The organism is Streptomyces sp. HNM0645 (genome assembly GCF_030056615.1).
Taxonomy (GTDB): Bacteria; Actinomycetota; Actinomycetes; order Streptomycetales; family Streptomycetaceae; genus Streptomyces; species Streptomyces marianii.
Genome location: NZ_JASHLT010000017.1, coordinates 16,717 through 39,395 on the forward strand (window position 1 = coordinate 16,717; position 22,679 = coordinate 39,395).

Annotated in this window: 19 protein-coding genes and 1 pseudogene; 7 read left to right on the plus strand and 13 right to left on the minus strand. The window is 73.5% G+C overall.

What is annotated here, in order from left to right; genetic code table 11:
* Positions 1 to 82: 82 nt before the first annotated feature.
* Positions 83 to 628 carry a hypothetical protein gene (locus tag QMZ92_RS14085; RefSeq protein ID WP_283297719.1) on the minus strand — a complete coding sequence of 182 codons (546 nt, stop codon included), beginning with the start codon at positions 626 to 628 and terminating at the stop codon, positions 83 to 85.
* Between the two features lie 71 nt (positions 629 to 699).
* Here QMZ92_RS14085 and QMZ92_RS14090 point away from each other — a divergent pair, with 71 nt between their 5' ends.
* Complete coding sequence (locus QMZ92_RS14090) at positions 700 to 1,134, plus strand: hypothetical protein (RefSeq protein ID WP_502962049.1); 435 nt, start codon at positions 700 to 702, stop codon at positions 1,132 to 1,134.
* A 282-nt stretch (positions 1,135 to 1,416) separates the two neighbouring features.
* On the opposite strand, the gene QMZ92_RS14095 is transcribed toward QMZ92_RS14090, so the two are convergent.
* On the minus strand, positions 1,417 to 1,935 hold the full coding sequence (locus tag QMZ92_RS14095; protein WP_283297720.1) for a SixA phosphatase family protein: 519 nt from the start codon (positions 1,933 to 1,935) through the stop codon (positions 1,417 to 1,419).
* 384 nt (positions 1,936 to 2,319) lie between these two features.
* Here QMZ92_RS14095 and QMZ92_RS14100 point away from each other — a divergent pair, with 384 nt between their 5' ends.
* The gene (locus tag QMZ92_RS14100) at positions 2,320 to 2,583 is read left to right on the plus strand and encodes a hypothetical protein (protein ID WP_283297865.1); all 264 of its coding nucleotides are present in this window, start codon (positions 2,320 to 2,322) and stop codon (positions 2,581 to 2,583) included.
* Positions 2,582 to 3,100, plus strand: a pseudogene (locus QMZ92_RS14105) (ATP-binding protein); the annotation flags it as partial. The gene QMZ92_RS14100 and the pseudogene QMZ92_RS14105, both read left to right, overlap by 2 nt.
* 101 nt (positions 3,101 to 3,201) lie before the next feature.
* On the opposite strand, the gene QMZ92_RS14110 reads toward QMZ92_RS14105, so the two are convergent.
* The 7 genes from QMZ92_RS14110 to QMZ92_RS14140 form a co-directional block, all read right to left on the minus strand.
* On the minus strand, positions 3,202 to 4,602 hold the full coding sequence (locus QMZ92_RS14110; RefSeq protein ID WP_283297721.1) for an amidase: 1,401 nt from the start codon (positions 4,600 to 4,602) through the stop codon (positions 3,202 to 3,204).
* A gap of 245 nt (positions 4,603 to 4,847) precedes the next feature.
* Positions 4,848 to 6,251, minus strand: coding sequence for a S1 family peptidase (locus QMZ92_RS14115; RefSeq protein ID WP_283297722.1), 1,404 nt, complete (start codon positions 6,249 to 6,251; stop codon positions 4,848 to 4,850).
* 216 nt (positions 6,252 to 6,467) lie between these two features.
* Positions 6,468 to 7,055 carry a PadR family transcriptional regulator gene (locus QMZ92_RS14120; protein ID WP_283297723.1) on the minus strand — a complete coding sequence of 196 codons (588 nt, stop codon included), beginning with the start codon at positions 7,053 to 7,055 and terminating at the stop codon, positions 6,468 to 6,470.
* A gap of 250 nt (positions 7,056 to 7,305) precedes the next feature.
* Positions 7,306 to 7,932, minus strand: coding sequence for a protein-L-isoaspartate(D-aspartate) O-methyltransferase (locus QMZ92_RS14125; protein WP_283297855.1), 627 nt, complete (start codon positions 7,930 to 7,932; stop codon positions 7,306 to 7,308).
* Between the two features lie 683 nt (positions 7,933 to 8,615).
* The gene (locus QMZ92_RS14130) at positions 8,616 to 9,173 is read right to left on the minus strand and encodes a 3'-5' exonuclease (protein ID WP_283297724.1); all 558 of its coding nucleotides are present in this window, start codon (positions 9,171 to 9,173) and stop codon (positions 8,616 to 8,618) included.
* Positions 9,174 to 9,379: 206 nt separating this feature from the next.
* Positions 9,380 to 12,841, minus strand: coding sequence for a phosphodiester glycosidase family protein (locus tag QMZ92_RS14135; RefSeq protein ID WP_502962050.1), 3,462 nt, complete (start codon positions 12,839 to 12,841; stop codon positions 9,380 to 9,382).
* A 613-nt stretch (positions 12,842 to 13,454) separates the two neighbouring features.
* Positions 13,455 to 14,009 carry a transglycosylase SLT domain-containing protein gene (locus tag QMZ92_RS14140; RefSeq protein WP_283297725.1) on the minus strand — a complete coding sequence of 185 codons (555 nt, stop codon included), beginning with the start codon at positions 14,007 to 14,009 and terminating at the stop codon, positions 13,455 to 13,457.
* 437 nt (positions 14,010 to 14,446) lie between these two features.
* On the opposite strand from QMZ92_RS14140, the gene QMZ92_RS14145 reads away from it, so the two are divergent.
* Entirely contained in the window at positions 14,447 to 14,743 is a 297-nt protein-coding gene (locus QMZ92_RS14145) for a hypothetical protein (RefSeq protein ID WP_283297726.1), read from the plus strand.
* A gap of 245 nt (positions 14,744 to 14,988) precedes the next feature.
* On the opposite strand, the gene QMZ92_RS14150 is transcribed toward QMZ92_RS14145, so the two are convergent.
* Complete coding sequence (locus tag QMZ92_RS14150) at positions 14,989 to 15,177, minus strand: hypothetical protein (RefSeq protein WP_283297727.1); 189 nt, start codon at positions 15,175 to 15,177, stop codon at positions 14,989 to 14,991.
* Between the two features lie 617 nt (positions 15,178 to 15,794).
* Here QMZ92_RS14150 and QMZ92_RS14155 point away from each other — a divergent pair.
* Positions 15,795 to 16,910 (plus strand): mechanosensitive ion channel family protein, encoded by a 1,116-nt coding sequence (locus QMZ92_RS14155; RefSeq protein ID WP_283297728.1) that lies wholly within the window; start codon positions 15,795 to 15,797, stop codon positions 16,908 to 16,910.
* 339 nt (positions 16,911 to 17,249) lie between these two features.
* On the opposite strand, the gene QMZ92_RS14160 is transcribed toward QMZ92_RS14155, so the two are convergent.
* Both QMZ92_RS14160 and QMZ92_RS14165 read right to left on the minus strand, forming a co-directional pair.
* Positions 17,250 to 18,536 carry a cation:proton antiporter gene (locus QMZ92_RS14160; protein WP_283297729.1) on the minus strand — a complete coding sequence of 429 codons (1,287 nt, stop codon included), beginning with the start codon at positions 18,534 to 18,536 and terminating at the stop codon, positions 17,250 to 17,252.
* Positions 18,537 to 18,541: 5 nt separating this feature from the next.
* Positions 18,542 to 19,012, minus strand: coding sequence for a cation:proton antiporter regulatory subunit (locus QMZ92_RS14165; RefSeq protein WP_283297730.1), 471 nt, complete (start codon positions 19,010 to 19,012; stop codon positions 18,542 to 18,544).
* A 270-nt stretch (positions 19,013 to 19,282) separates the two neighbouring features.
* On the opposite strand from QMZ92_RS14165, the gene QMZ92_RS14170 reads away from it, so the two are divergent.
* A complete protein-coding gene (locus QMZ92_RS14170) occupies positions 19,283 to 20,236 on the plus strand; it encodes a sensor histidine kinase (RefSeq protein ID WP_283297731.1) in 954 nt (317 codons plus the stop codon).
* Complete coding sequence (locus QMZ92_RS14175; protein ID WP_283297732.1) at positions 20,233 to 20,886, plus strand: response regulator; 654 nt, start codon at positions 20,233 to 20,235, stop codon at positions 20,884 to 20,886. Before QMZ92_RS14170 ends, QMZ92_RS14175 begins: the two co-directional genes overlap by 4 nt.
* An 88-nt stretch (positions 20,887 to 20,974) precedes the next feature.
* On the opposite strand, the gene QMZ92_RS14180 is transcribed toward QMZ92_RS14175, so the two are convergent.
* Positions 20,975 to 21,823 carry a phosphotransferase enzyme family protein gene (locus QMZ92_RS14180; RefSeq protein WP_283297733.1) on the minus strand — a complete coding sequence of 283 codons (849 nt, stop codon included), beginning with the start codon at positions 21,821 to 21,823 and terminating at the stop codon, positions 20,975 to 20,977.
* Between the last annotated feature and the right edge of the window lie 856 nt (positions 21,824 to 22,679).

Below are 22,679 nucleotides of genomic sequence, written 5' to 3' on the forward strand. Positions count from 1 at the left end.
CCGACACGGGCGGGATGTCCGGTGTGCACCCGCGCGAACCGCTTCTGATGCCTCGTCGGCGGATATTCAGTGCGAACCGCCCTCAATGGCCCGCGAGCAGTTTCACCGCGATGACGCTCACCCCGATGACGGTGTCCACGATCCCGGAGAGGAGTGCGCTGAGCGGGCCGTTGCCCATGCGCAGTCCGGTCCGCCAGCCCCAGAAGAACAAGGTGACGACCTCGACCGCCGCGCTCAGGAGCAGCGCGGTCCCCAGATCCAGCGCGCCCAGCGCCGAGACGCCGATCAGCGCGAGGGGACCCACCGCGGTGAGCAGCAGCGGGCTGGAGACGTACAGCGCGGCGCGGATCTCCTGGAGGGTCGCGGCGCGCCCGGTGAGCGCCCGGTGCGACTGCTCGTCGGCGACGAGGGTGGCCAGCCAGATCCCGAGCGCGGTCACGGTCACGGTGAGAGCGGACTCCAGGACCTCGGGGTGTGCCGTCTCGGCGAGGGCGACCACGACGGCGGTGAGCGTGATGGTCGCGTAGATGCGTTCCTTGAGCCGCGCCGCAGCGGTGTCGCCCGCCCGCGCGGCGGTGGCCGCCGCCTCCGGAGTCGCCCGCGGGCCCTGCTGTCCCGACGCCACCATCGATCACCGGCCCTTTCCGATGGCACACCGTAGGGGCCGGTGGGAGGCTCGGGCGCGGCGCAGCGCGGGGGTTGGGCCGCTCGGGGGAAGCGCGCCGCGGCCCGGCGGGCGGGGCCGGGACCCTGGAGTCGGGCCGCTGGCGCTGGTGGCGGTACGGGCCGAAACGGATCGACAGGGTCAGCACCTTCGTGCTGTTCGCCGGCACCCTGGTGTTCGGCATCAGTCTGCTGGACTCGTTCCTGCACGGACTGACGGCCCAGCAGACGAACCGGCCGGCCTGGGCCCCCGACATGATCGGCTGTCCGCTCTTCCTCGTCTCCGGGCAGCTGGCGCCGATGGAGGTCAGCCACGGGCCGCCCAGGGTCCAGCCCCACGACCTCGGCCGGTGGATCGTCGCCGTCAACCAGCTGGGATCCGTACTGTTCATGATCGCAGCGCTGGCGGACTTCACCGCGCCCGCCACCGGCGCCCTGGTGAACACGGGCATCGCCGACCGGGGACGCTGACGGGCGCCGTCCACCTCTGCGTCGGCGGAGTGCTCCAGGCTTTCGAGTGGCCGTGGCGTCCGCGCCTGCATGCGGGAGCTCCGGGCAAGGGCGCCCGGTGCCGTCCGCCGCGGGGCCGCGCGGGGCCTCTGCGCCTACGGCGGTGGGAACTCGGCGCGTACGCAGACCAGTCCACGCAACCGCGGTCGCCCTCCGCGGGTGGGGGCTCCGTGCCGCGGGGGCGGAGGTGCCGCCGTCAGTGCCCGTGCGGGCGCCGCTCCCCCGCCCGGCACCGATCCTCCGTCAGTGCCGCGTGCCGCGCGGCACGGCGACATCCGTGAGCAGGGAGCCCCCGGGGGCGGCCTCTGGCCAGGACTTCTGCTGGGTGAGCACCGCGATGGCCGCGGTCGGGAACTTCTCCTCGACCTGCTGGAGGGTGTCGCCGAGACCTTCCGACGCCATCAGCAGAACGAACTCCTCGAGGGCCGGGTTGTGGCCGACGAGGAGCAAGGTGGCCACGTCGTCCGGGGTCTCCCGTACGACGGCGAGCAGGTCCGCGGCGTCCGCGCCGTAGAGCCGGGGGTCATGGCGCGTCCGCGGACCGGTGGGGAGTTCCCCGGCCGCGAGGTCCCAGGTCTCGCGGGCCCGCACGGCGGGTGAGCACAGCACCAGGTCCGGGACGCAGTCGGCGTCCCTCAGCCAGCGGCCCGCGGCCGGTGCGTCGCGCTGCCCTCGCTCGGCCAGCGGCCGTCGCGCATCGGCCACACCGGGCGGCCGGGCGGACTTCGCATGCCTGAGGACGACCAGTCGTCGGAGAGTCATGGGGCCTCCACCCGTCGGGCCTCCACCCGTCGGTGAGCGGCGACAGTCTGTGCGCCGCAAGCCTTCCACCCCCTGGCGACCCGGGCCAGTGCACGGACGCGGTTGCCGCGACCCCGCTGCCGGAAACGCGCGCGTGCTCCCCGGACGGCGGACGGGGCCGGGCGCGCCGCACCGGCTCGGCCGGCCCCCCTCCCCGCGCGGAGCTTCCGTGTGACCGCACCGTCTCCAGTGGTGACCTCCCCGTCCTGGAGGAGACTGGGAACAGAGACCGGGAGGGGACGGGGCTTCGACCCAGGCGAGGCTGGTTGCGATGGGCACAGGCGGCGTGACCCGGCGCGGGGACGGGCGCGAGCAGGCCTCGGCGCGGGCTGGGCCAAGGTCGTGGTGAACGGGCGGGGTGCGGCGTCCCTGGCGGACAGCCCGGCGGAACCGACGGGCGTGTACGCGGACGGCGAGGTCAGCACGTTTCCTCCGGCCTCCCCGTCCATCGAGGCACTCGCCGATCTCCAGCCCCGGCTGGCCGACGCCGTGGAGGCCGACAGCGCGTGGGTGCTTCAGGACCCGGCGCGCGGCGCGCGGATCCTCCAGGACAAGATCCGGGCCCGGTGCGACCGGGTACCAGGGCGGTCACGCCGGGAATGCCGGTGAGGCGGCCAGGGCACGGCTGCTGGGCGCGCTCGCGCGAGCCCCGGGCTCCGTGCGCGAGACGTGCCGGATGGTGTTGGAGGCCCTGGTCCCCGACCGGCCGCGCCAGGACGCGGCCCTGCTCGTGGCCCGTACGCATGCGTTGGGCCCGGGCCGGGTCGCCTGCTGGGACCTTCCGAGCGACCCGGCCGTCGTCTCCACCGCCCGCTCGCCCGCCACCCGTCAGTTGTCCTCATGGGCGCTCGACGAGGCCGCGTTCGCCACCGAACTGATCGCGAGCGAGCTGGTCACCAACGCGATCCGGTACGCCAGGGCTCCGGTGCGGCTGCGTCTGATCCGCGACCACGTCCTGACCTGCGAGGTGTCCGACGGCAGCAGTACCTCGCCCCGGCTGCGCCATGCCCGTACGACCGACGAGGGCGGACGGGGGCTGCTGCTCGTGGCGCAGTGCTCCGAGCGCTGGGGGACGCGCTACACCGAGGACGGAAAGACCATCTGGGCCGAGCAGAACGTCGCCTGACGGGCCCTCGGCTCCGCCGGCTCCCGCATTCGCGTCGGCATGCACCGGTACGGACGGCCGGTCGCTGCGGGACGGTACCGGCGCGGACCGCCCACGGCCCCTCAGGCGGGCAGCGGCCTGCGATCGGCCCAGGGGCGGGCCTCCTCCAGCTCGGCGGCGAGGGACAGCAGTGTCATCTCGTCGTCACGACGGCCGACGAGTTGTACGGCGAGGGGCAGTCCTCCGGTGGTGAACCCGGCCGGGACCGAGGCCGCGGGGTTGCCGGTGACGTTCCACAGCGCGCAGTACGCGATCATCGGCATGGACCGCAGGGCCGCCCGTACCGTTCCCGTGCCCGTCAACCGGCCTTCCGCGGGCGGGAGTCCGGCGATCGTCGGGGTGAGCAGCACATCGACCCCGTCGAACACTCGGTTCGCCTTGACCGCCGTTCTCTCCCCCTGGCTCATGGCCCAGCGCGTGACACCGGGCCGGACCCAGGTGCCGAGACGGACGGTCTGGCGGGTGCGGCGCTCGAGTCGGGCGTAGTCGTCCACCGCGAACGCCTCGGTGCGCAGACCGGCGAAGAACTGCGGCACGAAGGACGCGGTGGGGTCGGGGTAGTGGGGGTCGATCTCCTCGACGTGGTGGCCCAGTTCGGCCAGCAGACCGGCCGTCCCCGTCACGGCCTCGACGACCTCCGGCGCCGGCCGTACTCCTCGCGCGGCGGACCGGGTCGACCAGCCGATCCGCAGCCGGGGCGGTTCGGCGGCCGCGGCCGCGGCGAAGGAGCCGGCCGGTTCGCGGGCGCGGAACAGGTCCCCGGGAAGGGAGCCGCGGATCGCGTCGTGGACGAGGGCGGAGTCCTCGACCGAGCGCGTCAGCGGACCGAGCACCCCGAGCCCCCACCACAGGTGCGGCTGCGGCGCGGTGCTCACCCGCCCGCGGGTGGGCTTCAGGCCGAACAGACCGCAGCAGGCGGCCGGGATCCGGATGGAGCCGCCGCCGTCGCCGCCGATGGCCACCGGAACCAGTCCGGCCGCGACCGCCGCCGCCGAGCCGCCGCTGGACCCGCCGGGCGAGCGTTCCGTGGACCAGGGATTGCGGGTGCTGCCGTGCTCCGACGACTCGGTGAAGGGGAACAGCCCGAACTCGGGCATGTTCGTCTTGCCGAGGACGACCGCGCCCGCGGCGCGCAGCCGTCGCACGACCTCGGAATCCGCGGGCGCGGGGCGGGTGTTGGCGGCGGTGCCGAACGTCGTCACACGACCCTCGACGTCGTTCTCCTCCTTGATCGCCACCGGTACGCCGTGGAGCGGGCCGCGCTCGTCCGCGGCGGTGGCGTCCCTGCGGCCGGCCTCGGCCAGCGCCTCCTCGGCCATGACGGCGGTGAAGGCGTTGAGGGTGACGTCGTACCGTTCGATGCGGGCGAGCAGCAGTTCGGTGAGTTCCCTTGCCGACACCTCGCCCGAGCGGACGGCCGCTGCCTGTCCGGCGACGCCCGCGTACGCAAGATCGTCCGTCATGACCGGGAACGTACATCCCGACGCCGCCCCCGAAGAAGCGCCCCTCGCATGTGATGCCGATCACATCGCGGCGGCCGGACAACGGCGAGGCGGGGCGCCGGGGTGGGAAGGGACGTCGAGGGAAGCGCGGCGGTCGGGGCCCGTGCACCGAGCCGCGCGGACGGAGCTCCGCCCCGCCCGCCTCCGCTCCTTCCCGGTCCCTCCCGCTCCTTCCCGGTCCCTCGGTCCCGGGCCCGACCAAGCGCTCACGCCCAGGTCTGCGAGTAGTACTCCCGGTAGTTCCTGCGGCCCTGGGCCGTCTGGATCCAGCGGCTGACGACGAGCAGGACCAGGCTCGCGCCGATGACACCGATGCCGGGGGCGACGGCGCCGAGGGGGCCGAGCTCGGCGGCGATGTCCGTGACGATCCCCGGCCCGGACCTACCGCCCCATGGTGGAGCCGCCCCGCCCCCGGCTCCCGCACCGGGCGCGGGGCTCTCGGGTGCCGGAGCCGACGGATCGGCCGGGGCGGCGGGCCGCCCGTCCGCCCCCGCGCCTCCCTGCGCTCCGGGGGACTGACCGATGAGTGCCACCCCGAGCGACGCCATGGCGGTGGTGACCGGCTGGAAGTAGGTGGTACCGCCGCTGTCGCAGTCGCCGGTGCCGCCCGAGGTGACGCCGAGCGCGATGCCCTGGGCGAACAACGGGCCGCCACTGTCCCCGGATTCGGCGCAGACGGTCGTCTCGATCAGCCCGCCGACCGTGCCCTCGGGGTAGTTGACGGTCGCGTTGAGCGCGGTCACCCGTCCCGAGCGCAGTCCCGTGGTGCTTCCGCTGCGGAAGACCTCCTGGCCGACGGAGGGGTCGGCGGCCCCGCTGATCCGCACGCCCCTGTTCTCTCCGATCGCCACTATGTCGGCACCGGCCGGGTCGGGCGCGGAGCTCTCGTCGTACCGCACCAGGGAGAAGTCGTTGACGGGGAAGCTCCCGGCGACCGTGCTGCCGACCCGGTCGTTCCGTCCGCGGTCGCCGAACCACGTGGTGCCCACGGGCCCGCAGTGGCCGGCCGTCAGGATGAACGACCGCTGCCCGTCGGTGACGTTGAACCCGGCGGAGCAGCGGCTGTTCCCGCCGAACATCGGCGCGGCGCCGTTCAGACGGGTGGTGAACGTGCCCGGGTTGCGTTCCATACGGACGAAGCCGCCGATGTCCTCGGCGAGTTCCGTGAGCCGTGACCAGTCGGAGGCGGAGACCGTGCGGTCGGCGCGCACCACGACCTCGTTGGTGCGGTAGTTCACCGCCCATGCGGTGCCCGGCACCCGGGGGGCTCCTCGCAGGGTCTCGGTCGCCGAATGGAGTTCGTCCATGCTGTGGCGCACGGTCTTGGGGTTCGCCCCGGCCCGGCGCACCTCGGCCGCCGCGCCGGGGTCGGTCACCGCGACGACCGGGCGGCCGTCGGCCCCGATCCAGCTCCCGGCGGTACGGGACGTGCCGAGCCGTTCGACCACTTCCCCACCCGGGTCGGCGGCGCGTGTGGTGGGTGCCGCGGCCGTACCGGGAGGTCGTGTCTCCCCGGCCATGGCATCGGAGACCATCAGCGAGCCGCAGACCAGCCCGCCGACCGCCGCCAGCCGGGCGATCCGCTGAAGGTTTCGTCGTGCGTGCCTCATCCGCGGCCCCAAGGTCGTACCGACACGGTGTCACCAGGTGTACGGGGCCCAGGAAGCGGCCTGGACCCCACCGTCTATACGCGGCCCGGCGCGGCGTCGTTCAACCGGGGTATCCATGGACTCGCGGGAGGGGGCGTGCGCCGTCGGCGATGACGCGCAGCTCGGGCCAGTGATACCCCCACAACAGGGCCGAGCACTCCCACATCAGGACGGCCGTCAGGAGTCCCGCGGGACGCCCCCCTGCGTCTGCCGGGCCTGCCGGGCCCGGAGGACCGCGGCCGTCCGGGCGCACCACTCGGACGTCTCCTGCTCGAAGCGCAGGCCCCGCAGACAGGTCAGGTACGGGCCGACGCGGTCCGCGGTGGCGAGGAAGGCGTCCTCGTCGAGCTCACCGCGCAGGCGTCGCAGGAAGCGCTCGAAGAAGTCGGTCTTGGCGGCGGCCGTGGCGGCCCGTTCGTCTAGCTGTTCGATCACGGGTGCCATGGGCGCGCCGTCCACGGCCTGCACCTTGACCAGGAGGTCGTCGCGGATGAACGACGGTTTCGCGGCGGTCTCCGCGAAGCGCGCCAGTTCCGCCAGACCCTCTTCGGTGATGGTGAACAGCCGCTTCGGCGGACGGGATTCCTGGATCACCTGGCGGCCCTCGACCAGGCCGGCCCTCTCCAGTTTCGTCAGCTCGAGATAGAGCTGCTGCGGAAGGGCGTGCCAGAAGTTCGCCACCCCGAGGTCGAAGGCCTTCGCGAGCTGGTAGCCGCTGGACTCCCCGTCCAGCAGTGCCGCGAGCACCGCATGGCGCAGCGCCATGACTCCGCCTCCCGCTCCGTGTCGTTTCCCGGTCCGTGCCGTCGTCAGCGTACTCAACGGCATGAGTAGTCACTTCGTTGAGCGGACGGGTGCGCTGAGGTGCGTCGACGGACCGGCTCCGCGCCGGGCCGTGCGCCCGTCGCCGGAACGTCCCGGGGTGGCAGGCGCGCGCCGGTCTCGCCGGATGAACCGGTCAGCCGTCGGGGCCTGTTCGGGCCGTGACCCGTTGCCGCCGACACGCTCAGGGCGTTCACGGGTCCGTGCCGGGCGGGTATCCGTACTCGCCGTAGAGCCGGACGAAACGAGCCGGCACGATGGTCCGGCGCGGTGTGAGACCCCGGGCCGTCCGCTCGTACAGCCGCACCTGTTCCCGCCCACCCGGACCGATCGGCTGGACGAGTCTCCCCCCGACGCGCAACTGCCCGACCAGTGGCTCCGGCACTTCCGGGAAGGCCGCCGAGACGACGACGGCGTCGTAGGGCGCCCGTTCCGGCGAGCCGAGCGTGCCGTCGGCGGCGGTGACCGAGACGTTCCCGACGCCCGCCCGGGACAGCCTGCGGCGGGCCTGCCCCGCCATGTCGGCCCAGCGCTCCAGACTGACGACCTCCCCGGCGAGGCGGGCCAGCACGGCGGCCTGGAAGCCGTAGCCGGTACCGACCTCCAGGACCCGCTCGCCACCGGTCAGACCGAGCGCCTCCACCATCAGGGCCACGAGGCTCGGCTGGGTGGTCACCTGTCCGTGCGGAAGGGGAACGGGGACGTCGAGACAGGCGGAAACGGCCTCCGCGCGGGGGACGAAGTCGGCCCGCTGGACGCTTCGCAGGGCTTCGAGGACACGCTCGTCCCGCACGCCCGCGGCCCGGGAGGCCCGGACCAGGTCCTCGGGACCCGGTCCTTGGCCCCACCCGTGTCGGTCCTCTCGTTCCGGGGACGCCCCTGGCGACGCGTCCCATGAGGGCTCCGACCGCGGCTCCGGCGACGAACCGGGAGACGGCTTCGGCCGCGGCCGCCGGGACATCACGGTGCCCCCTGTCCGGTGCGGTCACCGGACCGCGGCACAGGGGCTTCCGCATACGACAGCCTCATCGCCGCTCCTCGCCGCCCGGCTCCCCCGCCGTTCCTCTTCGATGATGCACTCGGACCCCCGGCCGCTCCAGGCCCACGGGCGTCCCGAGCGCCTCGGCAGGCACCGCGCGCCGGGCAGATGATGACGGACGCGGCGCACGCGGCGCCTGCGAGGTCACGTCTGCGGTCAGCCGTGGACGTGGCCGGGCGGGTCCCGCCGCAGGGGCATGTGCCGCGACCTGCTCCACGAGGGTTCCGCATCATGTGCGGCGACTGGCCGCACAAGGGTTCCTTTCCCGCCATGCTGGCGCGTACTGTGCGCATCCCCGGCACCCGTCCGCCGGGGAACCGCGGTGCACCTCCCCCTTGCGCACCGCCGCGAGACCCCGCCCGCATCCGCACGGCGGGGCCTCGCCGTGTCCCGCCCCGGCGCCCGGCACTCCCCGGTCCGTTCCTTCGCCCCCTCGGCGGCCCCTTCGCGTCCCGCAGCCCGCATCATTCCGGCCAGTCACCGCGTCGGGCCAGTGACAGCACGAGCGCGCCGATGTTCCAGGCGTCGTCCTCCCCGCTGTGGTGGCGGCCCTCCAGGGGAAGCCCGGCGATCCGCAGCGCCTGCGCCATGCCCGGGCGTTTGCGCAGGGCGTGCGCGTCGGTGAACACGGCCTTGGCATTGGTGTGCCGCTGCCCGAAGGGGTACGCCGTACCGGTCGCGGCGCACTGCCGGGCGAACTGCCTGCGGTCGTAGTCTCCCCAACTGGCCCAGGGCCGGGCCCCGGTGGCGTGCTCGGCGGCGAGCAGCCGGCAGGCGCCGGCGAACTCGACGCCCCTGTCCACCTCGGCCCGGGTGAGTCCGGTCAGTTCGGTGCAGAAGGCGCTGACCTCGGACCGTCGCGGGCGTACGAGGATCCGGTGCCGGGCCACATGCTCACGCGCCCGCAGATCGACCACGGTCAGTCCGATCTCGATGATCTCGCTGACGGCTCCTGGTGGTGGGGTGCCGTCCCAGCAGGTCGCCTCGACATCGACGACATTGAGGAGTCGCGCAGTACTCATGGCGCCGAGCGTAGGGAGCACGACGGCCGCACGTCGCCCGCATTTCGGTCGGCCCCGGGGCGTTGTGCCCGGTCACAGGCGCCGGCCGGGACAGCAGCGGGCCACCGGTCGGGGAAGCAGCCGGGTCGCCGCCGGGCGCCGTACCGCCCGGCGGCGACCCGACCGGTTCCCCGGCCGGCCGGTTCCTCACGGTCCTGCGGAGGCCGCTACGCCGCCGGTGCCCGGCTCTGCCCGTGGGCGGGAGCCGTCCGGTACCCGTGCCCGGGAGCGTGCCCGTACCCGTGCCCGGCGGAGGCGGCCACGACGACACGGGACTCGGCCCGCGTCCCGTTCACCGTCACCGCGAGCACGGCCGTCCCGGGGCGCAGTCCGGTGAGCAGGCCCGTCGACGGGTCGTACGCGGCGACGTGCCGCGGTCCCGCCCGGCCGGGATCGCCCACGTACACGTTCGGTGAACCGCTCCAGTCGGCGCTCATCGGGAAGCGGGCCGGCACCTCGCGGACGGCCGTGCCCTGGCCCTGCCGGACGACGGCCGTGACGGGCTCGTCGGTGGCGACCGGTAGGGAGGCCGGGGCGCCGAGGGTCAGTCCGTCGACGTGCGCGCGGGTCTGGACGGTCACCCAGTCCGGCCCCCCGGCCCACGGCGACCGCCGTGCCACCGCCTGTTCGGCACGGGACACCCGGTCGACGCCGACCAGCGACCATCCGGTGAAGCCTCCCTCGTCCACCGGAGTCGAGGGCGCCTTCCCGGAGTTGCCGTTGATCAGGTACGGGACGCCGTCGACGCGCTCCGCGTGGAAGGTGCCGACATGGCCGCCGATGAAGGCCGCCCCCTTGCCGGTCGCCCGCCGGAAGGCGGAGAGCCAGCTCTCCAGCAGCGCGGCCTCCTTACGGTCGCCGAGCTGGCTGCCCTGCTGAGGTGTGGGGTCGCGCGGCGGCACGTGCTGTATCACCATCAGCGAACCGACGCGCGGATCGGCGGCCGCCGCGTCCAGTTGCTCGCGCAGCTCCCTGATCTGGGCGAAGCCACCGCCACGCAGTGCGAGGCTGGAGGTGTCGAGGGTGACGAACCGGGTGCCCCGGTGGTCGAACGTCCGCTGCGCGGGACCGAACTCGGCCACGAAGTTGTCGATCCTGCCACCCATGACCTCGTGGTTGCCCGGTACGTAGTACCAGGGCAGCGCGCCGCCCAGCTCCTCCTCGAGCACGGTGCGGGCGAACGCCAGGTCCTCGGGCGAGCCCTCGTCGACCAGGTCGCCGTTGACGACCACGAAGTCGGGCCGGGCCGCTCTGATCTCGCGCAGGGTGCGGCGGGCCTGGGCGACGACGGGGCTGTCGGGGCTGCGGGCCACGAACTGCGCGTCGGAGATGACCGCGAAGCGCCAGTCCCGGCTCTGGGTCCCGGCCGCGGTTCCGACGAGCGGGTCCCGGTGCGGCGGCTCGGCGGGCAGCTCGACGGAGGGCGGGACCTCGGCGGTGAGGTCGTCGACGACGATCCTGCCCGTGTACGCGCGGTTGGCGGCGGTCTCGGCAAGGTAGAAGCGGTGGACCCGCAGGGGGTACGAGACGCCGGCGGGTACCGCGAACTCGACGTGCCGCCAGCCGGTCCAGGTGATGTACGGCCCGCGGAGCAGCTGGTCGGACCCGGCCGAGTCCTTCAGGTGCAGCGTCGGCCAGGCGCCGTTTCCGTCCCCCTTGACCCAGAGCCCGAACGACTGCGGCTGGCCGTCGACCGGAATCTGTCCCGGCGGACTGGCGTAGGCGGCCCGGGTCGCGGTGGACCGGGTGAAATCGTAGGCGATGTCCAGGCCGGTGCCGGTACGCCCGTCGGCCGTGGGTGCGACCGATCCGGAGGCACGGGCGGCGCTGAACGTCCAGCGCCCGGCGTCGTCGAACGACGCGACCTCCCGGGCGGCCAGGCCGACGGTCACGGCGATGACCGTGCTCCTGCCCGCCACCGTGGCCGTGACACGGCCGGCCGCGGGCCCCGCCCCGCGTGCCCTGACGGTGAAGCCGCCCTCGGCGTCCGGGGCGACGTCGAAGCGGGAGCGGTCGTAGTCGAGCCGGACGTCGGCGGGCTCGACGGGGGCGCTGGTCCCGTGCGCGTCGAAGCCGAGGACGCCGAAACGCCCGGACGCCTCCGCGTCGGCCAGAGCCACGCGCGGCTCCGAGGCGCGAATGCGGTCCAGGTCGTCGAGGACGGTCAGCCGGATGGTTCCGCGGGCGTTGCCGCGCCGCGCGGTGACGTGCGTGTCACCGCTGTGCCGGGCGGTGAACACACCGTCGGTGCCGACCCGTCCGACGAGGGGGTTCCCCGTGTACCAGCGCGGGGTCCCGCCGGCGGGCCCGTACGTCTCGTCGTACCCGGCGGCGGTGAGGCGGCGGGTGAGCCCGGGGAAGACCCGCTCGGGGTGGCCGCCCCGAACGGGGTCGGCGGTGGGCGCGGTGCCGGGGTCCACCGCCGTCTCGACCCGGTAGCCCCTGAGCTCTCCGCTGCCGTCGGGCGCGGTGAGGGCGAGGCCGTTGGGCACGGCCCGTTCGGTGCCGTCGGAGGGGCTGTTCTCGACCTGCACGGTGTCGCTGCCCGGCTCGCGGGCCACGAGGGTGGAGGAACCGCCGCCGTCGAGGTTGACGGCGTTGTGGGCACCCGCGCGCCGCATCATCAGGGCGAGTTCGGTGAGGGTCACCCCGCCGCTGTCGGCCTGACGGCCGTCGACGGTCAGGATCTGCATGATGCCGCCGTCCCGGGAGAAACCGACCGCGGTACGGGGCGCGGCGGTGTTGTTCCCACCACCCTCGTGGTCGACGGGCATGCCGTCGACCACGAGGAGTTCATTGGCGCCGATCGCGGTGCGCGGAACCCGCCCCGTGGCGGCGCGCGGGCGGTACTCAAGGGTGACCGGGTCGCCGACGGCGAGTGCGCCGAGCGCGTCCGCGCCGGCGTCCCGGCCGACGAGCACGGTCGTACCGGGCGGGACCGGTCCCTTGCCGGGCGGGCCGGCAGGGGCGGTCACCTTGCCGTCCGTGACGGCGACTTCGGCGGTGCGCTGCGCGCCGTCGACGGTGAGGGCCCGGTCCGCCTCGCCCCACTGGGCGTTGTACGCGCCGACGCCGTTCGCGGGGACGTTCGCCGCGTTGAGCGCGGCGAGAGGGCGGGTACCGGCGGGCAGGGTCAGTGTGCCGTCGAAGTACAGCCGGAGCACCCGGCCGGTGTTACCGGGACCGAAGCCGAGGGCCCGGTGGTGGCCGGCGGAGGGCGAGTTGAGCAGGCGGCCTTCCCGGAGGGCGATGCCGTTGGGGGCGCCGGTCTGGTTGATGTCGAAGAAGTCCCCGTTGATCGCGGCGACGGTACGGCGTCCGGGGCCGGCATCGTGCTCGGCGGCCATCTGGGACACCGTTCTCCGGGCGGCGACCTTGCCCGGGTGGAGATAGTCCACCCTCGTACCCCGGGTGAGGTCGACGGACAGGGAGTCGACGCGGAGCCACTTGTCGGACTCCAGCCGGTCGTACGAGTTCAGTTCGACGCCGGGGGCCAGCGGGCGGCTGGTCCGGGCCGTCTCCAGCCCGTCCCCGTCGGCGACGGTGAAGCTCTCGAGGCCCCTGCCGCCCGGGTCGGCGCCGGTACGGTCGGCGTCACTCGCGGCCGGCGGGGAGACGGGCCGCAGCATTTGGGCCGCGGACCGCGGAAGGGGGTCGGGCGGGGACAAGGACCCGGCGGCGGCCGGCCCTGCGGCTCCGACTGCCAGGGCCGAGCACACTGCCACGACGGTCGCGCTTCTTCTCAGTCCAACGGTCGCGCTTCTTCTCAGTCCAGGTGAAAGCACGGCGACTCCGGTGAAGGCTGGCGGCCACGCGCGCCCGGTGCGCACGTGACGGCGCTTCAGCATCGCGGCGCGAGTGACGCCTTACCAGAGGGCGTTGGAGACATCGGGGCGAACAACCGGCCGCGGCACCGGCGCCCGCGCCGCTCTCCGTGCAGGCCGCCGGTTCACGGTTGGGGAAGCCCCCGCCCGGAGCCACCGCTCCTGACCGGCGTCTCGGACCACACCGGCGCGGGACGGCCCGCTCGGAGCGAGGGCGGTGCACCTTGACGGAAGAAGGACGTACGGAATGGCAGAGGCGCCCCCGTCACCGCCAAGGTGGCGGGAACAGGGGCGCGCGTTCACCGTTCGGAGCACGGCGGCGGGCACGGAGGCGCCGGCCGCGCCGGGTGAGGGGGGGCAGGGTTCCGGAGGCGGCGCCGGGCCGGGATCCGGCCCGCTCCGGGAGAGGCCCGGCGGCTCAGTAGGCGGAGTCGACGTTGTCGATGGAGCCGTAGCGGTCGGCGGCGTAGTTGGCGGCCGCGGTGAGGTTGGCGACCGGGTCGGTCACGTCGTGCTTGGTGCCCTTGACGTGGTAAGCGTCGAAGGTCGGCTGGATGACCTGGAGCAGCCCCTTGGACGGGGTGCCGTTCTGGGCGTTGACGTCCCAGTTGTTCTGCGCGTTCGGGTTGCCGCCGGACTCGCGCATGATGTTGCGGTGCAGGCCCTCGTAGCTGCCCGGGATGTCCTCGGACTCCATGATGTCCAGGGCCTCACGGATCCAGCCGTCGAGGTTGTCCTTGTACTGCTTCTTTTCCTTCTTCGCCTGCTTCGCCTTCTTCGCCTTCTTCGCCGGAGCCTCGGCCGCCACAGTCCTGCCGGACGCGGCGCTCACCGAAGCCTGCTCGGCGGCGTGCGCCGGCGACGGGGCCAGCGTGAGAGCCGCTGCCGCGGCACCGGCGGTGGCGACACCGGCGACGGAGAGCTTGCGGAGACGGGCGATGCGGCCGGTGGTGGACTGCGTGCGAGCGGTCATGCGGGAGGACTCCAATGGTGGACTGCGTGGGGAGGAACCATGGGCGGTTCGGCAGGAGCTGAGCGATCGGCGCGGGTGGCGACCCGCTCGGCCCGGCACTCACTCCCCGGAACGTCAGCCATCGTGGAGGGCCCACCTGCCCGAACGCAAAGATGTGACGTACTACCGGTCTACGGAGAAATGTCCGATTCGATGTATCGAGCGCGTTCCCTGAAGGCCGCCCCGCCCTCAGCTCCACTACCGCGCTTAGGACGTGACGCGCCTCCTATGCCCGGCATCACACGGACGCGCCGTTTCCACCAGCCGACACGACCCGGAGTGGCCGTGTGCTCACGCACCGCCGACCACCGACCACCGGGGGCACGTTCCGGATGACGTTTCGGTTGCGACGGCGACGGGTGTCGTTCCCTCTCGCCCGAGTCGGTCGTTTCCCAGGCATGAACGCAATCGGCAGGGAGACCGCACTCGCACCGGCCGCGTCCTGCGTCGACGCCTACTGGCTCGACTCCCACAGGCACGACCAACTCAGCTGCCTCGTCCGGGTCCAGGCCCGGCAGGACGCCCGAGGCGGAGGTTCCTCGGACGCGTCCCGCGCCGGGGAGGACGAGGACCGGCCCTCACCCGGATCCCCGCCGGCACACGGACGAAGACACCCCGCCGAGCCGTGGATCGTGCCGCCGGGCCTCCCGCCCCGGCTTCCGTCACCGCCCCCGCCGCCCGGTGCCGACGGCTGACTCCGACCCGTGCTGTGCCGCGCGCGGGACGGACGCGGACCGCCGCGGGGCGCCGACGCGGGCCCCCGCCCGGACGTCACCCGGACGCAGTGGCCTTCCTCACGCCGGGCGCCGAGAATCCGGCCGACGCACCGGCCGACGTCGTGCCCGCGGTCGAGCAGGACGACGACCCCTGTGCCGTCGGTCCAGCGGGCGTAGGGGTGGCCGTCGTAGCGCTGGTGGGTGCGACGGTCGTCTCCGTGCCATTACCAGTGGCCGTCCTCGTCGTCGCGCCAGTGGCCGTGACCGTGCCGGTCCCAGCGTCCGTCACGGAGCCGGCGCTCGCCGGCGCGGTCCGTGACGGTGGTGTTCGCGTTCCGCCGGTCCCGGACGGCGGAACGCGGCTCCGCGGACGCGCCGCCCGGGGTGCCGGCCCCGGAGTCCCGCCTGGACACCAGGGAACACGTAGTCCGTCAGCAGGTACCGAGGCCCGCTTCTCTGCCGAATCCGCGGCGGGACTGCGAAGCGCCCGCTCCGCCGGGGGTCGTGCTCGGTGGATCCGGACGGTGGAGTGGAGTCGCGATCGCGCCGCGCTCGTTCACGGCCGTGCCGCCGCGCATGTGGCGCACCGCCTGGGCGGGGCCGGGCCCGGAGCCGGGGACGAACGCGGTGGTCACGTCAGGCGGCAGGGGTCGGGTGTCTCCCGGAGCCCGGAGAGGCACGGCACAGCCGCGGACTGCGGCGCTACCAGCAGAGCCGGCGCTCGCCCCGGCCGCCTCGGTCGGGACTCGATCGGCGGGCCGAACCGCGACCCGGAGTGCGCCTCGAGGGCGCCGGCCTCCTACGGCGGCGTGAACGATGCGCCAGGGCGCGGGCCCCACACCGGGGCCGATCATGTGACAGTACGACAGGTGCGGCAGGATGACTCGCGCGCCGGACGGATCCGAACGGCCCGGCGCGACGCACAACGGCATCCCGACACGCACAGGTGGCTCGTGACGACTCCTCACATCCGACTCACTGCGGCAGGCGCGCCCCGCCGCACCCTCCCGTATGCACCGGGGGGTACGAAGTGACCCGGGCCCTCACCCTCCACGACCTCATCGTCGCCGGCATCGCCCTGGCGGCCGGCACAGCGGCCGCCGTACTGCTCCGGGTGATCCTGAGATGGCTCGGGGTACGGGCCGGGAGAACGAAGTGGAGCGGCGACGACATCATCGTCGACGGTCTGCGGACGATCGCCCCCTGGGCCGCGGTGACCGGTGGCGCGGCGGTCGCCGCCTCGGCGCTCCCGCTGACGGCCCGGGTGGGACGCAACGTCACCATGACGCTGACGACGGTGCTGATCCTGGCGGCGACGATCACCGTCGCGCGGGTCGTCGCCGGAATGGTGCAGGCCCTGGCGCAGTCCAGGTCCGGTGTCGCCGGTTCGGCCACCATCTTCGTGAACATCACCCGCGTCGTGGTCCTGGCCATGGGCTTCCTGGTGATGCTGGAGACCCTGGGCGTCTCCATCGCGCCGCTGCTCACCGCACTGGGGGTGGGTGGTCTCGCGGTGGCGCTGGCCCTGCAGGACACCCTGGCCAACCTCTTCGCGGGCGTGCACATCCTCGCCTCCCGCACGGTGCAGCCCGGTCACTACATCAAGCTCAGCAGCGGTGAGGAGGGCTACGTCGTCGACATCAACTGGCGCAACACCGTCGTGCGTACGCTCTCGCACAACCTCGTGATCATTCCCAACACGAAGCTGTCCGGCACCAACATGACCAACTACCACCGCCCCGAGCAGCACATGTCGCTCAACGTGCAGGTGGGCGTCGGCTACGACAGCGACCTCGAGCACGTCGAGCACGTGACCGTCGAGGTCGTGAAGAGCGTCATGGCCGATGTCGAGGGGGGTCTGCCCGACCATGAACCCCTCGTCCGCTTCCACACGTTCGGCGACTCCCGGATCGGGTTCACGGTGATCCTCGGGGTCGGCGAGTTCAGCGACCAGTACCGGATCAAGCACGAGTTCATCAAGCGGCTGCACAAGCGCTACCGGTCGGAGGGCATCAGCGTGCCCGCCCCCAGGCGCATCGTCTCCGTCCACCAGACGGAGATCCCGCAGCCCGAGTTGCCGATCCCCGGTCCGCGCGTCGCCACCGATGCGATGACCACGCCGGTGAGTCCGACGCCACCGGTCTGACGCGACGAGGCGGTCCGCCCGTACTCCGACCTTCCGGCGCGACCGGCGGTCCGCGTCGCCTGCCCGGGGCGACACGGCCACTCGGACGCCACCGCGTCGCGTCGTCTTGGACCGGCCACCGCGGTGGCCGGTCCAAGACGACGCGACTGGGCACGACTGCAGGTCCGGGTCTTCGCCAGGCGCCATGTCCGGGGGCGCGCTCGCGCCGCGGCGGACACGGCGCCTCCGTACCCCGGATGCCCCTGCACGGGCGCGCCCCGCCGGACGGTCCGGTGCGGGTTCCGGCCCCCGGCCCCCGGCAGCAACCCCTCCGGACGCTTCGCGGAACGGCGCCGGCGCTCAGGCGCGGTCCACCGCGTCCCGGTCCGACAGCACCTTGCCGTCCCCCTCCCCCACCGTGTCGCCGGCAGGACCGTCCGCCGCCGGGGGTTCCGGGGCCTGCCGCACCACCGGAGCCGTCCCCGCCGGCCTGCCGCGCCCGGTGAGGCGGGTGGCGAGGGGTTCGGTGAAGCGGGCGGTGAGCGGACCCATGACGACGAGGATGAGGACGTACGCCGTGGCGAGCGGGCCCAGGGCCGGCTCGATGCCCGCGGTGACGGCGAGACCGGCGATGACGATGGAGAACTCACCGCGCGCCACCAGCGTGCCGCCGGCGCGCCAGCGCCCCTTGGCACCGACCCCGGCCCGCTTGGCGGCCCAGTAGCCCGTCGCGACCTTCGTGCAGGCCGTGACGGCGGCGAGGGCGAGTGCGGGCAGAATGACCGGCGGAATGCTCGCCGGGTCGGTGTGCAGGCCGAAGAAGACGAAGAAGACGGCCGCGAACAGGTCCCGCAGCGGGCTGAGGAGGGTGTGGGCGCCCTCCGCCACCTCGCCGGACAGGGCGATGCCGACGAGGAACGCGCCGACCGCCGCGGATACCTGCAACTGCTGGGCGATGCCCGCGACCAGCAGCGTCAGTCCCAGCACGACCAGCAGCAGCTTCTCGGGGTCGTCGCTGGAGACGAAGCGCGAGATGACCCTGCCGTAGCGCAAGGCGACGAACAGCACCCCTCCGGCAGCGCCGAGGGCGATCGCGAGGGTGACGCTGCCCGTGGCGAGGCCGGTCCCGGCCAGCAGGGCCGTGACGATCGGCAGGTACACCGCCATCGCCAGGTCCTCCAGGACGAGGATGCTCAGGATGACCGGTGTCTCACGGTTCCCGATCCGTCCGAGGTCGCCCATCACCTTGGCGATGACACCCGAGGACGAGATCCAGGTGACCCCGGCCAGGACCACCGCGGCCACCGGCCCCCAGCCGAGCAGCAGCGCCGCGACGGCACCGGGCACGGCGTTCAGGGTGAAGTCGACCAGCCCGGCCGGGTACTGGGTCTTGAGGTTGGACACCAGGTCGCTGGCCGTGTACTCCAGGCCCAGCATCAGCAGCAGCAGGATGACGCCGATCTCGGCGCCGATGGCGACGAACTCCTCGCTCGCGCCGAGCGGCAGGAGACCGCCCTCGCCGAAGGCGAGACCGGCGAGCAGGTAGAGCGGGATCGGGGAGAACCGGAGGCGTCCGGCGACACGGCCCAGGAGGCCGAGGCCGAGGATGATCGCACCGAACTCGATCAGGAAGAGGGCGGAGTGCACGCGGGTCACTCCCGTCCGAGGATGGCCGCCGCCGCCTCGATGCCCTCACGGGTACCGATGACGATCAGGGTGTCGCCGCCGGCGAGCCGGAAGTCGGGCGTCGGCGACGGGGTCGCCTCCGCCCTGCGCAGCACCGCGACCACGGACGCGCCGGTCTCCGTCCGCATCCGCGTGTCCCCGAGTACGCGGCCGTTCCAGTGCGAGTGGGCGGACAGTTCGATGCGCTCGGCGACGAGGCCGAGGTCCGTGGTGTGGAGCACGTTGGGGCTGTGGTGGTCCGGCATCAGCGCGTCGATGAGCGATGCCGTCTCCCCCGAAGAGAGGTGCAGGGACTGGGCGCAGGCGTCGGGGTCGTCTGCGCGGTAGACGTTCACCGTCCGGGTGCCGTCCCGGTGCGCGACCACCGACAGATGGCGCTGCTCACGCGTGGTGAGGTCGTACTGGACACCGATGCCGGGCAGTGGCGTGGTGCTCATCCGTGAGGCAGGCACGGCCCATCCCCTCTGGTTCTGCGGACTGATGTACGGACCACGGCGCCCCGTTCGGGGCGCGGCGGCGACGAGCAATGTTGCCACCTCGCCGCGGAGCTCGAACATGGGTGTCGGCACGTATGGACGCGGAGCCGCGCCGCCGCGAGGCTGGTCCGGGCGGCGCGGGACCCGCCGCGCCCCGGATCACGCAGGGGAGGCCCGTCGCCGGCGGGGAGACCATAGTGGAGGTGGGAGCCCACCGAGAAAGGCGAGCGCATGTCGCTGTACTGGCGGATCTTCCTCCTCAACGCCGCCGTTCTGGTCGTGGCGGTCCTGCTGCTGCTCGGCCCGGTCACGGTCTCCACCCCCGTGCTGCTGGCCGAGGCGGCGGTCATCGGGACGGGGCTGGTCGCCATGCTGATCGCCAACGCGGTCCTGCTGAGGATCGGGCTCGCTCCGCTGCAGCGGCTGACCCGCGCCATGACCACGGCCGACCTGCTGCGGCCGGGTGCCCGGCCGGCGGTCACGGGCCGGGGCGAGATGGCGGAGCTGACGAGGACGTTCAACGCGATGCTCGACCGGCTGGAGACCGAGCGCGCCACGAGCAGCGGCCGGGCGCTGTCCGCGCAGGAGTCCGAGCGGCGGCGCATCGCCCAGGAACTCCACGACGAGATCGGACAGACCCTCACGGCGGTTCTGCTGCAGATCAAACACGCCGCCGACCGTGCCCGGGAACCCGTACGGGGAGACCTCCACCAGGCGCAGGAGACGGTCAGGGCCAGTCTGGACGAGATCCGGCGCATCGCCAGGCGGCTGCGGCCGGGCGTGCTGGAGGAACTGGGCCTGCACAGCGCTCTGCGGGCCCTCGCCACGGAGTTCACCACACCCGGCCTGGACGTGCGGCTCGACATCGGCCCCGGGCTGCCGCCACTGGACCACGGCACCGAACTCGTCTTCTACCGCGTGGCCCAGGAGGGGCTCACCAACACGGCCCGCCACTCGGGCGCGAGCCGGGTGGAGCTGCGTCTGCGGACCCTGCCGGGCGGGGGTGTGGGCCTGCTCGTGCGGGACGACGGCAAGGGCGTCGGCGGTGCCCCCGAGGGCGCCGGGATCCGCGGCATGCGCGAACGGGCCCTGCTGATCGGAGCCGACCTGACCGTGGGCCCGGGCCGGAACGGCGGCACCGAGACGCGACTCGACGTCACCGACCCGAAGGGGAACGCCCGATGACCGCACCGGCTCGCATTCTGCTTGCCGACGACCACGCCCTCGTACGCCACGGGGTGAAGCTCATCCTCGACAACGAGCCCGACCTGACCGTGGTCGCCGAGGCCGACGACGGCGCCGAAGCCGTCGCGCAGGCCCGCTCCATGGACATCGACCTGGCCGTCCTGGACATCGCCATGCCGCGGCAGACCGGGCTCCAGGCCGCCCGCGAGCTGTCCCGCCTGCGGCCGGAGCTGCACATCCTGATCCTGACCATGTACGACAACGAGCAGTACTTCTTCGAGGCGCTCAGGGCCGGGGCCAGCGGGTACGTCCTCAAGTCCGTGGCGGACCGGGACCTGGTCGCCGCCTGCCGGGCCGCCATCCGGGACGAGCCGTTCATCTATCCCGGCGCCGAGACCACGCTCATCCGCAAGTACCTCGACCGGGCCCGGCAGGGCGACGCGCTGCCGGCCAGGCCCATCACCGAGCGCGAGGAGGAGATCCTGAAGCTCGTCGCGGAGGGACACACCTCGAAGGAGATCGGCGACATCCTGTTCATCAGTGCCAAGACGGTCGAGCGCCACCGCGCCAACCTGCTCCAGAAGCTCGGACTGCGCGACCGGCTCGAACTCACCCGGTACGCGATCCGCGTGGGGCTGATCGAACCGTGACGACACGGGTGCGATGCGTTTTCGGTTGCGGATGAAGTGGCGGCCGCGGTTGCGGTGGCACCGGTCCCGGACCGGCCGGCCCGTGACCCTAGCGCCCCGTCAAGCCGTTGCGGTCGAGTTCTTCCCGGATCCGGCCGAGCCACTCCGTGCCCAGTCGCCGCCCGTCGGGGAGTCGGTCGCGCCGATCCCACCGCCACGTCGTGACCATCGCCAGCACGAGGGTCCGGCACACGCGCAGCAAGTCCCGGTCGACACCCGGGTAGTGCCCGCCGACTTCCTCGGGCGCATGGGCGAGATCGAACTCGACGGGCCCACGGCAGCACGTCTCGAGGTCGATGAACAGCAACCCGTTGCTCGTCGTGAGCACGTTGCCCGGGTGCGGCTCGCCGTGCAGCAGTTGCTCCGCGCCGCCCTGCTCGTCGACGACTCGCCCCAGGTTCCGCAACGTGTCGCCGAGCAGCCGCCGGTCCGCGTCGGCGAGCGCCGGGGTGTGGTCGCGGTTCGCGACGAGTTGCCGAGCCTGCTCGACCCGGTCCGTGAATCGCGGCGTCGGGACGTCGATCTCCGGCATGCCGGCGTGCAGCCGCTCGAGCGCACCGGCGTAGTCCGCTGGTGAGAGCTCTCGAGGTGTCACGGGTTCGTAGTAGGTCCACAGCGTGACCACGAAACCGCCACGCTCATGGACGCGTGGCTCCACCCGAGGCTCGAGAGCGGCCACGGGGCATCCGGAATCGGCGAGCCGCTGGGCGAGATCGACCTCGAACTGTGCGACCTGATGCGCTGCGGGTGCCACCCGGGCCAGGACATCACAGGGCAGCAGGCGCAGAGTGAGCTTGTTCGAGTCATGGAGAACGATCGCGTCGTCGGCTGTCAGGCCGAGTGACGAGGCGGTCGACAGGGCCGCGGCCACCGCGTGCGGGACCTCTGACGCCTGCATCGTCGCCTGGCTCCTCTCCCTCGGGTGCTGACCACGGCTGTCCGGGCTGCGAACCATACCGAGCCGGTGCCGCGTCAGCCAGGGCTCGCCCCGTCGCGACGCCCGGCCACGGCGGCAACGGTGACGGCCCGCGTCCCGGGCCGGTGAGAGGTGGGGCACGCCGCCATCACCGGCCCGTCGTCCCGGTCGTACGTTCCGCGCAACCCGGGGGCCGCGCAAGGCTGTCCGGTTCCCGTACCGGGTCACCGAGGCGCTGCCGCCGGTCCCCCGTCCGGACGAACGGCGGCAGACCGTGCCCATCCGGTCCTCGGCACGGTCCACGCGAACGGATCCGGCCAGAACACGGGGGCTCTGCGACGTCTTCGCCACCCAACACCCGGGAGGAGACGTCCCCGGGGCACTTCGTGATCGCCGCGTCCTGCTGCCCCTCCTGACCGAGCCCCGCCGCCCCTCCCCTCCGACCACGAAAGATGGGTGCCGGCTCGGAGAGAGATGGGTGCCGGCCCCGATGTGCCGGCGCTCCTCCCCGTGTGACGGTGGGTGTACCGCGGTGACCGCCGTAAGGCCGGGAGGAGCCATGACACGTCCGGCGACGAGACCGTCGACGATCTCGAGGCACGCACGCGTTGGGGCGAGCCGCGCCTCGCCCGCGGGCTGGACGCCGGACGCCCCCGCCCTCCGAGGGAGTGCCGGCGCGGGCCGGCCTGCGTGCTGCTCGCGGCGCGCTCACGCTGCCGGCCGCGGGACTGGTACTGCCCGAGGGCCTGATGCCGGCGGGGTTCGCGGCACGGTTCCTCACCGCCCCGCGGCGGCGGACGGCCGCCGGCCGCGACCGCGGCACCGCCCGCCCCGACCG